Origin of the sequence: Paenibacillus aestuarii (genome assembly GCF_027789125.1) — a bacterium.
Taxonomy (GTDB): Bacteria; Bacillota; Bacilli; order Paenibacillales; family NBRC-103111; genus Paenibacillus_E; species Paenibacillus_E aestuarii.
Genome location: NZ_JAQFVF010000055.1, coordinates 64,561 through 75,536, shown reverse-complemented (window position 1 = coordinate 75,536; position 10,976 = coordinate 64,561). Strand labels below are relative to the sequence as shown.

Sequence of the window (10,976 nt, the reverse complement as noted above, 5' to 3'; positions counted from 1 at the left end):
GACGAGATTGTTAATCTCTTTTAAAGTTTAGAGTCGATTGCTCGACTTGCTTCTCACTCGTTGTTCAGTTTTCAAAGAACAATTACTTTCTTTTTTCCAACCCGCTCTCGCGGCCGGAGTTACAATGTACCACAGCTTCGTCATCATTTGCAAGCACTTTTTTTCTTGACATTTTCTGTCGTTTTACAGCTGAGTTCACATCTTATCATATCGTGTTGTTCAATTGCAAGCCCCTATTTCTTAGCGACTTTTGCGTTGCTCTCGAACCAACGAGAGATAATGTACCACGTTATGAAATGAAATACAACCCCTTTTAAAATGTTCTACAATTCCAATTGTTTCGATTGTTTCTACATTATTTCCGAAGCTGGCAAAAAGGATGCATGCATGTGCATCCTTTTCTTAACACTTGCTAATATTCGCTTGTAATAACCGGAGTCCCGACAGTTAAACGCCACATACCTGACGTCGAATCTTGATGAAGAGCCATTTGTACATTCACCGTCTGTCCGCCACTATTTACGTATGCATGAAACTTGTCTGATGCCAAAGATAAGCTGATTGTATGATCATCGTGATAACGTTCGACAATTTCTCCGTTTAATGCATGCCCTACGTTCTCCAAATACGTCGCTGCGTCATCAAGCCCGACCAGCGCTTGCTGCGGTACATATCCCTGCACCATGACATTCCACTCGCCGCCAATACCTAACTTGGAAAATTGCCCGCCGGCTTGTTCCTGCCACTTCAATAAGTCCGTCAATTGAACTTCTTGGGAAGCATCCAAGCGCAGTACCATATAACAAGCAGATTGCGCCTCAGGGCTAGCAACGGTTAGGGCAGCAGTGGCATCGGGCATGATCTCTGTTTTCACACTATAAACTGAATGATTACCTTCTTGATTTAAATCTTGGCCCAGCGGCAATCCAAAAGCATGTGATAATTGTTGGCCCACTTGCAGTATCCGATCCTCTGATCCGTTGCAAGTACTATAATAGCCGACATATTTATATGTAAAATGTTTCTCATAGGACATATACGGTTGAATGACACTTATGATCTGCTGCGCATCCTGTTCGCCTTTCGCATCGGCGCCATGCACCCAGCCAAAGATTACACTCGTTATAGAAACCCATAGCATCGATAAAAGCCAGAACTTATGCATCCCGCCAGCACCTCTTCACTAGAATCTGCAACTCTAGTAAACAGGATACCCAAATCTAGCAAAATCCAAACCAATTCTTTTAGGATAGTTTAACGTAGAATTCATACTGACTTAACAAAAGGAACCTATACTTAATAATCGACCCCCCTTTAAAAGATATGTATTCTTAGACTCACAGTCAGGAGCTGTGGGTCTCTTTCTTTTATTGTAATTCTCTACATAAACTAGCTATCATACAGATATAATTAGGTATTATGTTGAGGGAGTGCTGCCCATTGTCGATAGTTAAAATGTTTAACCTAGGCTTACGCTTTCTATTGGAACTCTGCCTATTAGCCGCATTTGGCTATTGGGGATTCCGAGGTTTTCACAGTATCTATGTAAAAATGATCATCGGTATAGGCACCCCGCTCCTGGCCGCTATTCTTTGGGGATTCTTCGTAGCTCCTAAAGCCTCAATCCGATTAGCAGAACCCATTCGTTTTATCATCGAACTCTTGTTATTTGCCGCTGCTTTTGCCGCGCTTTTTACGACGGGAAGACAATCTTTGGCGTACCTGTTCATCATCATTTATGCTGTAAACAGGCTATTTCTCTTTATTTGGCGTCAGTAGCGAGCGGCAAACACACAATTTCCCATAATGTTATGACAGGATGTCCATAATCTTTCGGTACAGTAAGGGTGTAAGGACGTAATCGCCTTAAACTTACATACCGGAAGGAGTTTTTTGAATTGAAAACACTATGGAAACGCCGTTTAACACAAACTAGCTTACTAGCGGCTCTTGCCACGATTTCACTTGGAGGCGTCAGCGCAACAGCCGCTGACACAGCTCAGGCAACCATAACCGCTGCCGCAGCGACAACATCCCCAACGGTTAAGCCTACCACTATGTTGTTCATGAACCAAGGAAGCTCCAGCATGCTGTTGCAGCCGGCTTTTCAGCGGAATTACTTGAAGCTTTTGGCCGTCACCTATGCGCCTGATACCATCGATGCCTGGAAGGCAGCACTCGACGAAAGGAAACAGGTTGAAAGCGAAATGCCGAAGCCTGAGGCGGGGAAACGGGTGATGATATTGAATAAGTCGGATGCTATGGGCACTGTAACGACGGCGATCCCTGCATCTGATGATAAGGCTGCTATCCCTGTGCAGCTGGTTCCATCCACTGATGGTTTGAACCCGGATCAACTGTCATCCGTTTCCATTGGTGAAGGAAAGCAACTTACAATTACGAAATCCCAAGATGGCGTGGTTGTAAAGAAGTTCACGCAAGCCCTCCCTGTTGAAGGTAAATGGTTAGATACTATGCAAGCGGATGCCTCCGAAGCCTTCAAACGCCAGCAAAAACTGGCTGAAGCCGTGGACGCCGATGATGCAGCAACGATTCGCAGCCTGCTCCCCGAACTTTTGAAGGACTATCAGCAAGAAACCGAGAATCTGCGCGATATGGTCAAAAAAATAAAAGAAGCTCAAGCTGCTGAACCGACTATACAAGCCCAACCGACGGAATAATAAACCATACACAGGCGGAACCATGCCCATATGGCGGGTGGTTCCGCCTTTTCCCTATCGTGGATATATAGGAGGAGCATTTTATGTACCGGATTTTTTTAGTGGAAGATGAGGACCATTTAAACGGTGTGTTAGCCGCATATTTGGAAAAAGAGGGGTGGCAAGTGCGTTCGTTCCTCGATGGCGCTGCGGCCCAGGCCGCCATTGCGGAGCGGCCGGACTTGTGGGTCCTCGACATCATGCTCCCAGGCGTAGACGGCTTTCAGCTGATGCGGGAGATCAAGGCGGACCAGCCTGCGCAGCCCGTCATCTTCATCTCCGCGCGCGACGCCGACATTGACCGGATCATCGGGCTGGAGCTCGGCAGCGATGATTATGTGGCCAAGCCGTTCCTGCCGCGCGAGCTCGTCATTCGGGCGCGCCGGCTGCTGGAGCGCGTCTACGGCGGGCGGCATGGAGCTGGTGGCGCGCCGGCTTCGGCTGCGGAACAGCGTCCCAAGCTAACCGCAGCGCCGTATTGGATCGATGAGCAAGCACGCATCGTGACGGATGGATCCGGGCAGAAGCTGGATCTGACGAGTAAGGAATTCGAGCTGCTCGTCTTTCTCGTTCAGCACCAAGGGCAAGTGCTTGAGCGCGAGCAAATGCTGACCGCGATCTGGGGCGTCGACTATTTCGGCACGGACCGCGTCGTCGACGACCTTATGCGGAGACTTCGCCGCAAGCTGCCTGAGCTGCGTGTAGAAACCGTATACGGCTTTGGATACAGGATGGTGAAATCATGAAAATCAGAATCGGATACTGGCCGCTTGCCGTTAAGCTGTGGGGCGCTTTCGCCGCACTCACGCTGTTTATTTTTGCGCTGCTCGCCGTTCTCCTGCCTTGGACACTGAAAGGCTTCTTCACCGAGCAGCTATATGATATTTTGCTGGACACGCAAAGCGGACTGCGCGTTGGCGTCAGCGCTGCAGCTTCACCGGCAACGCCGCTGAATCAGCTGACGGTGCCGGTTGATACGGCCGCCTCGTCCACGCTGACTATCACATCCGTACCAGGCACCGCGCTTCCGGCGCCAGAGCCGCTGCTTGAGTCCGGCAAGCGAGTGCTATTTATTTCCAAAAGCGATGCCACAACCATGCCGGCTAAACCATTTTCGCTTTCTACAAGTGCGGCACCGATAGAAGGGCCGGCTATTCAGCATTTTATGATCAGCGGCACGGAACAAGCGCCAAGCATCGTCCCCGCCGGATCCGTCAGCGAACCCTTTGTTAAAGCGATGGAAAAAGATGCTTTTACACAGAGCGTTCCCATAGATAAATATACGTACAGCCTCGATAATAAGAGCATTTTTTATGTGATTCGCAAAGAAGTGGTTCAAGGCCAGCCCAACTTTATCGTCTCGTATGCTTGGGGCAATTATCGCAATGATTTGGTGCTGACCATGTTCATTCGCTTGATGCTGCTGATGGTCGGTCTCATCGTATTCAGCTGGCTGCCCTGTTTGGTCCTCGCCCGCTACTTTACGAGGCCACTGGTCCAAATGGAGCAGCACGTCGGGCGGCTCGCCGAACGCGACTGGCACGAACCGCTGGAAACAGGCCGCAAAGATGAGATCGGCCGCTTGGCCAAAGCGATCGAAACGATGCGGCAGCGGCTCGTTCGGCAGGATCGCGCGCAGCAATTTTTTTTGCAGCATACGTCGCATGAACTGAAAACGCCGGTGATGGTCATCCGCAGCTACGCGCAATCGATCCTGGACGGCGTCTTTCCAAAGGGCAGCCTGCAGGCCAGTGTCGGCGTGATTATGAAAGAGGGCGAACGGCTGGAGAAGCGGATTCGCGACCTGCTGCTGCTCAACAAGCTGAATTATTTAACATCCAGGGAAAAACCTTTTCAAACTTTTCAGTGGGATGACCTCATCCGAGATGCTGTCGAACGGTTAAAGTACCGCCGTCCGGAAATTGACTGGGATATCATGCTGGAGCCGAATCTCTCCATGACCGGCGATCCGGAACAATGGATGGTGGCCCTCGAGAATCTGTTCGATAACCAGCTTCGTTATGCGCGAACATGTATTCGCATTACTGTCACACTGAGCGGCGAGGAAGGCTCACGACCAGTTATCAAAATCAGCAACGATGGTCCGCCGCTGGATGACGCCATGGCCGCAAGTTTATTCGAGCCATTCCGCTCCGGTGGAGATGGCCAGTTCGGGCTCGGACTTGCGATCGTCAAACAAATTGCCGAGCATCACGGCATGACGGCCCGGGCCGAGAACGAGAACGCGAGTGCGGACGGGCGCCAAGGCGTCGCTTTTTACCTGGAGCCCGCTTCCGCGATGAAGACGATGCGCCTAGAAGCGGCAAGCGCATAGCAAAGAGGCTGAACAGCAACATCGTTGCGGTTCAGCCTTTGTTAATGGAGCCTCTTTCGCGGCTTGTATTTCTGCCCAACTTTAAAGATAATCGGCGTTCCAATCATCGTCGGCAAGAACCAATAGATCAGAACAGGAAGCTCATTCATCACAGGAATGCGGTGTACATTGACGACGAGCGTAGCAGTGACGATCCCAATATATGAACCTAGCATGCCGCCAATGTGGGAGCCCAACCAATTGGTCCATTTCCTTTTGACAGCCACATATCCCCATAAAGCAAGCCCGTACGAAAATAGAGCAATATAAAAAAGATAGTGGCTCTCCTGCCAATGGATAACCGACATGATCAGCGCTGTCACAAACACGAACACGTACGACCCGTGATAGATTTCACCGGAAACGGAATGTCGGCCCTTCTTCTTTTTGGATGAAAAAGCAAAGATACCGCTAATTAAACAAATCACACCTGTACATATATGAACGACTAAAAACAATGAGAACAAGTGATCACCGCCTCTTCAATAAATGGAGCCCGATCCTTATTTTAACAATAATTCACATGCTATCAACCACTTTATGTAAAAAAATAAAAAGCTCCCATCCCCTGAGGGGTTGGGAGCTCTATCAAACAGATTAAGCTTTGACTTGCGCTTTGATGGCTTCCAATGGCTTATGGTTGCCATATTTCGGATACTCGCGCGTCGTTGGCGCAGCCCATTGAACAGCGTTGCTGATCACGCGGCGGATTTGCTCGTTATAGTATGTGCGGTACGTTTCGTGTCCTGGACGGAAGTAGAAGATTTTGCCTTGGCCGCGTGTAAACGTGCAGCCGCTGCGGAATACTTCGCCGCCTTCGAACCAGCTGACCATGATCAGCTCATCCGGCTGTGGAATGTCAAAGTGCTCGCCGTACATCTCTTCCGCTTCCAGCTCGATGTACTCACCGATGCCTTCAACGATCGGATGGCCTGGGGAAACAACCCAAATGCGCTCTTTCTCGTCAGCTTCGCGCCATTTCAAGTCACAGGATGTGCCCATCAGCTTCTTGAACACTTTGGAGAAGTGGCCGGAGTGAAGCACGATCAGACCCATGCCATGTAGTACGCGCTGCTGCACACGGTTGACGATTTCATCCTGCACTTCATCATGGGCTTTATGTCCCCACCAGATTAGAACGTCAGTATTATTCAAAACCTCTTCAGTCAAACCATGCTCAGCATCGTCCAAAGTTGCGTATGTGACCTCAACATTGCCGGCCAAACCTTCGCCGATGGCGGTATGAATACCTTGCGGATATGCGCTGCGAACGATTTCGCTTTCTTTTTCATGACGGAACTCATTCCATACGGTTACTTTAAGCTTACGGCTCATTGGATTTACCTCCATAAATAGCATTTAATCTATAATCCGAGTATATCGGCTCCCTACGTCCGTTGAAATGCGAGATCCTGCCCACTTCCTATTCAAATGTGTCCTTCCCCTAAAAAGAGTGATATACTCGTAATTGAAAATGCTTACTCACCGGGTTATCCCGTTTATTCAAAAATGTCCTAAGCGACAGCGAGGTAGCGCTATGATGGAGACTATCTATAGCTCATCGACCGAAATCTATAATGAAGAAATTACTTATCAGAACCCGCTGCTGTTTCTCAAAATATTTGAGCTCATCAACGAGTCAGCCGTGCATGGAATCCCTGACCCGTGGTATTGGCACTGCCATAAGCAGGTCGAGTTCCTGATCGTCACCGAAGGCACACTTGGCATTCAGACCAAGGATGCTTATACGTTGTTGGAAGCAGGGGATGTCATGGTTCTTGGCTCATCCCAGCCGCATCGCACACACAAGTACTCCGCTGCCCCATTGCGGCAAATCGTCTTTCAAGTCGATTTGATGCAGCATTTTGACTTGAGCGCCATGCCTTATTTGCACTGCTTCTCTGAGCTCACCCATCCGCTCGAATCGTTCAATGCACTGTTTCGCCAAAATGCAGAAGTCAAGCGGGCCGCCTATGACCTCATCCTGGGGATCTATGAAGAATCCCAATCGCAGAAGCTCGGATATGAACTCGCCATCAGTGCCGGGATCAAAAATTTGCTCCTGCTATTGCTGCGCAACGACAACCGCGATCTTACGGCGCTAACTGAGGATACCGGGCTGTCCCGCCTGCGCCCAGCGCTGGATTATGTCGATCGTCATCTCAGCGACAAAATTGCCGTCGAGGATGTGTGCAGCAAGCTCGGGCTTAGCTATCATTACTTTATTAAGTATTTTAAAAAAGTGATGGGACTCTCTTTTGTCGATTATGTCAACTATAAGCGCATCAAAAAAGCTGAGCGTCTCCTGTTAACCCGAGACCTCAGCATTATGGAAGTGAGCTTTGAAGTGGGCATTCTGAACATGGCGCAGTTCTACAAATTGTTCAAGCGCCATAATCAATGCTCTCCCAAAGAATTTAAACAGCGCATGCGGAGTCAGACGAGCTTAACTCCGGCACTTGCGCAGTGAGCCGCCAAGGTCAAGGAAGGAACCCTTGCCGGCTCACCCCAACCTGCTCCTGCGGAAAATGCCGCAGGAGCTGTTGGTATACGCGCTCGTACGCTCCCCGACTGTACCAGTCGTCCAGCCCGAGCGCTTCATAAATCGCACGGACGCCGATGCGCTCCGTGCGCTTGCCCTTGCTGCCATCGCCCATGAAATAGTCGTCGATGCAGACCCGTTCCACGATGCCGGCCAGCTGCTCGGCGAATTGCTCCGAGCAAGGCAGCACAGGCGCAATCGTGGCCTGTACAGGGATTCCGCGAGCTGTTAACTCGCGGAGTGCTTTCAACCGCGCCTGGATCGGCGGCGCAGCTGGTGTGAAGGCCCGGCGGACGTCCTCGCGGTCCGTCTCGACGGTCACGCTGACCCGCACGCGCGGGCCCAGCTGCTCCAGCAAATCCGCATCCCGCGTGACAAGCGGGCTGCGGGTTTGCACAAAGAGGAAGTCCGGCGGCTGCTGCGCCATGACTTCCAGAAGCGACCGAGTGAGCCGCTGTGCGTACTCGGCAGGCTGGTAAGGGTCCGTGCTCGATGACATGAAGATCGACACGGGCCCTTTGCGCTTTGCTCTAGCGAGCTCGCTGGCCAGCAGCTCGGCGGCGTTGCTTTTCACATCCACCCAGCTCCCCCACTCGCCGCCATGAAACAAAGCAACCGGCATCTGCCGCACATAACAGTATGAGCAAGCAAACGCACACCCGGTATAAGGATTCAGCGTATGGCTGTAGCCTTCCAGAAAACCGGTCGCCCGATTCAGCAGCTGCTTCGACGTTTTGACTGTGATGGCGGGGTTTTTGTTCATTCCTATTCCTCCAAGCTTCGATGAACTCGTCGTGAAACAAATATCGGTATCGGCACGAAACGTAATGGGATGTGGCGATAAGGAGGAGCTGCCATGGACATCTACCTGAAAATTTTTATCTTAGTCTGGCTTATTTTTATTTATGGTATCGTGGCCTATCGTATGTTCATTCGCAAAGGCGGCAAGATGTATACGAAAGAAAATACCGGTCTCATTATAATCGCTTTTACGATGCTCATAAATAATCAATTGCACTTATACTTGAGACTAAGTTTTGTTCTAATAGGCGCTGCTCTTATGATCTCTTTATTGATGCTGCGACGCAAAGCTTAACGATTTCTCCAGCAGCAAAAGGCTTTCTTTATTCGGCAGTCCGCCCCGATAGCCTGTCAGCGCCCCATTCTTCCCGAGGACCCGATGGCAGGGGACGACGATAAGCACGGGATTGGCGCCGATTGCAGTTCCCACAGCCCGGACCGCAAGGCTTTGCTCTAAGCTGGCAGCGACCTCGGAGTAATTCCTGGTATGCCCATGGGGAATCTGCAGAAGCGCCTCCCAGACTCTTCGCTGAAACGGGGTTCCCCGCAAATCCAACGGTACCGTAAAGGCACCTCTTTCCCCGCGCAAAAACTGTGCAACTTGCTCCATATATGGTTGAAGCGGCTCTGTTTGGCTGACCCATTCTAGCTTTGGCGCATGTATGCGCGCCCACTTCACTAAGTCCGTCCAAGCTTCATCTTCGGTATACCTCGATGGCGGCTGAATCAGAAACTGCAAAAAACAAAGCCCCTGGTCCGTAGCCGCTATTAATAAATGCCAGTTATCAGCTTGCATAATCGTCCAGTACAGACGGCCTGATGCTTGATTGGACATTCGTCTTCTCTCCTCCATTATGGTAAATTTAGGCGGTACGAATGACGAAATTCGGAAGGCGTCAAGCCTGTTTTCTTTAGAAACAGTGTGGCAAAATGCGCAGCGTTCGCAATACCAACCTGTGCGCCGACCGCGTTGATCGCCAAGTCTGATTCGATAAGCAGCCTCTTGGCGGCGACCACTCTGACCTCCTGCAAGTAAGCTAGCGGCGTGATGCCCGTAACCCGCTTGAAAGTCCGCTGTAAATGGTAGGTGCTTGCAAAAAATTGTTCCGCTAGTACCGCTAACGTCAGCGGCTCCGCATAGTTCTCCTCCAGGTGCCGGGCGATATGCTGCGCCCATTCTTCCTCAGGGAGCCATACACCGTCGGGTCTGCACCTTTTGCATGGGCGGAAATTGGCGGATAAGGCTTCCTGCTTGGTCGTAAAAATAAGGACATGCTCTTGATTGGGCAGCCTTGATTTGCAGGATGGCCGGCAAAAGATGCCTGTCGTCTTCACTGCGTACCAAAACTTGCCGTCATACGTTTTATCGTTCGCAACGATCGCTTGCCAATACTCGCCGTTCATCATCCACCTTCTTTCATTCGTCCTGCTTCTTGCTCTCAGTATACCCAATCGAGTTCACGCTTGTAAGTGACGGCGAATGAGAAAGCAAGATTACAAAAGCCGCATTTTGCGATAATGGTTGAGTAAGGATGAGTGAAATGTATTGATTAAAAATAAGGAGACCTGCTGATGCATTTCAACTGGGACGACCATGCCAATTGCTTAATTTTACAGCTTCCCGAGCTTTTTCGTTATGAACATAATCTGGATTATTTGTCCCGTTCAACGAACGAGTGCTTATTCCATGTGGATAACTTAGATATCTATAAGCTTCAGCGCATTGTGGATAAACACGTGCTAATCGCTGTTAACAGTGCGGACAATGCGACTATGCGCATCCGCATCATGAACGTGGAGAATGCCGGGCAGCAGCTGGAACTGCTGAAGGCAATTGCCGAATATGTGTGGGAATGGTTTGATCTTGGCCGTGATCTGGGGCCGTTCTACACGCTGGCGGAACGGGATCCGCTGCTCGGGCCAGTAGCCCAACGATTTTACGGCTTGCGCTTGATGGGCATACCGGATTTATTCGAAGCGTTGAGCTGGGGGATTATCGGTCAGCAGATCAATTTGGCTTTCGCTTATACGTTAAAAAGGCGGCTCGTCGAAGCCTTCGGTACGTCATTGGTGTGGGAGGGGCGCACCTACTGGGCTTTTCCGTCGCCCGAGACCATTGCCGGGCTCACGCCGGACGCGCTGACTGTCTTGCAATTCACCGGCAAGAAGGCGGAGTATTTAATCGGCGTCGCCGCTTTGATGGCTGAGGGCAAGCTTACGAAAGAGCGCTTATTGGCACTTGGCTCGATTCAAGCTATGGAGAAAGAGCTTGTACGCATTCGGGGGATCGGCCCGTGGACTGCGAACTATGTGCTGATGCGCTGCTTGCGAGACCCGGCGGCTTTTCCACTGGCCGATGTCGGGCTGCATAATGCGCTCAAACATGTGATGGGCTTGGATGACAAGCCCTCGCTCGAAACCATTACACGGCTTGCTGCAAATTGGGCGGGCTGGGAGGCATATGCCACATTCTACTTGTGGAGGGTGTTGTATTAAAAAAAGGTTATCCCCAGGAGTTATGTTGGGGATAACCTTTTTC

13 protein-coding genes are annotated in these 10,976 nt (G+C 50.5%); 7 read left to right on the top strand and 6 right to left on the bottom strand.

Translation table 11 applies throughout. The features are described from left to right. Nucleotides 1–412: 412 nt before the first annotated feature. Nucleotides 413–1,165: a YwmB family TATA-box binding protein gene (locus O9139_RS22175; protein WP_270881606.1), complete on the bottom strand. Its 753-nt coding sequence runs from the start codon at nucleotides 1,163–1,165 to the stop codon at nucleotides 413–415. Between the two features lie 275 nt (nucleotides 1,166–1,440). Between O9139_RS22175 and O9139_RS22170 the strand changes: the two genes are divergently transcribed. The 4 genes from O9139_RS22170 (at nucleotide 1,441) to O9139_RS22155 (ending at nucleotide 5,055) form a co-directional block, all read left to right on the top strand. Beyond that, nucleotides 1,441–1,779, top strand: coding sequence for a YrdB family protein (locus O9139_RS22170; protein WP_270881605.1), 339 nt, complete (start codon nucleotides 1,441–1,443; stop codon nucleotides 1,777–1,779). 119 nt (nucleotides 1,780–1,898) lie between these two features. Continuing rightward, a complete protein-coding gene (locus O9139_RS22165; RefSeq protein ID WP_270881604.1) occupies nucleotides 1,899–2,681 on the top strand; it encodes a hypothetical protein in 783 nt (260 codons plus the stop codon). A gap of 83 nt (nucleotides 2,682–2,764) precedes the next feature. After that, nucleotides 2,765–3,466, top strand: a complete 702-nt coding sequence (locus O9139_RS22160) for a response regulator transcription factor (protein ID WP_270881603.1) — start codon at nucleotides 2,765–2,767, stop codon at nucleotides 3,464–3,466. Continuing rightward, nucleotides 3,463–5,055: a HAMP domain-containing sensor histidine kinase gene (locus O9139_RS22155; RefSeq protein ID WP_270881602.1), complete on the top strand. Its 1,593-nt coding sequence runs from the start codon at nucleotides 3,463–3,465 to the stop codon at nucleotides 5,053–5,055. Before O9139_RS22160 ends, O9139_RS22155 begins: the two co-directional genes overlap by 4 nt. Nucleotides 5,056–5,096: 41 nt before the next feature. On the opposite strand, the gene O9139_RS22150 is transcribed toward O9139_RS22155, so the two are convergent. Next, nucleotides 5,097–5,561 carry a DUF2306 domain-containing protein gene (locus tag O9139_RS22150; RefSeq protein ID WP_270881601.1) on the bottom strand — a complete coding sequence of 155 codons (465 nt, stop codon included), beginning with the start codon at nucleotides 5,559–5,561 and terminating at the stop codon, nucleotides 5,097–5,099. A 130-nt stretch (nucleotides 5,562–5,691) separates the two neighbouring features. Then, complete coding sequence (locus tag O9139_RS22145) at nucleotides 5,692–6,429, bottom strand: ThuA domain-containing protein (protein WP_270881600.1); 738 nt, start codon at nucleotides 6,427–6,429, stop codon at nucleotides 5,692–5,694. A 202-nt stretch (nucleotides 6,430–6,631) separates the two neighbouring features. Here O9139_RS22145 and O9139_RS22140 point away from each other — a divergent pair, with 202 nt between their 5' ends. Beyond that, nucleotides 6,632–7,564 carry an AraC family transcriptional regulator gene (locus tag O9139_RS22140; protein WP_270881599.1) on the top strand — a complete coding sequence of 311 codons (933 nt, stop codon included), beginning with the start codon at nucleotides 6,632–6,634 and terminating at the stop codon, nucleotides 7,562–7,564. A 10-nt stretch (nucleotides 7,565–7,574) separates the two neighbouring features. Here the strand turns inward: O9139_RS22140 and O9139_RS22135 are convergent, their stop codons facing one another. Then, nucleotides 7,575–8,399, bottom strand: a complete 825-nt coding sequence (locus O9139_RS22135) for an SPL family radical SAM protein (protein ID WP_270881598.1) — start codon at nucleotides 8,397–8,399, stop codon at nucleotides 7,575–7,577. Between the two features lie 93 nt (nucleotides 8,400–8,492). On the opposite strand from O9139_RS22135, the gene O9139_RS22130 reads away from it, so the two are divergent. After that, the gene (locus O9139_RS22130; protein WP_270881597.1) at nucleotides 8,493–8,732 is read left to right on the top strand and encodes a hypothetical protein; all 240 of its coding nucleotides are present in this window, start codon (nucleotides 8,493–8,495) and stop codon (nucleotides 8,730–8,732) included. Here O9139_RS22130 and O9139_RS22125 read toward each other — a convergent pair. Beyond that, nucleotides 8,706–9,272: a methylated-DNA--[protein]-cysteine S-methyltransferase gene (locus O9139_RS22125; RefSeq protein ID WP_270881596.1), complete on the bottom strand. Its 567-nt coding sequence runs from the start codon at nucleotides 9,270–9,272 to the stop codon at nucleotides 8,706–8,708. The two genes, O9139_RS22130 and O9139_RS22125, sit on opposite strands and share 27 nt — an antisense overlap. 17 nt (nucleotides 9,273–9,289) lie before the next feature. Further along, on the bottom strand, nucleotides 9,290–9,844 hold the full coding sequence (locus O9139_RS22120; RefSeq protein WP_270881595.1) for a bifunctional transcriptional activator/DNA repair enzyme AdaA: 555 nt from the start codon (nucleotides 9,842–9,844) through the stop codon (nucleotides 9,290–9,292). 165 nt (nucleotides 9,845–10,009) lie between these two features. Here O9139_RS22120 and O9139_RS22115 point away from each other — a divergent pair, with 165 nt between their 5' ends. Then, nucleotides 10,010–10,933, top strand: a complete 924-nt coding sequence (locus O9139_RS22115) for a DNA-3-methyladenine glycosylase family protein (RefSeq protein ID WP_270881594.1) — start codon at nucleotides 10,010–10,012, stop codon at nucleotides 10,931–10,933. Nucleotides 10,934–10,976: the final 43 nt, after the last annotated feature.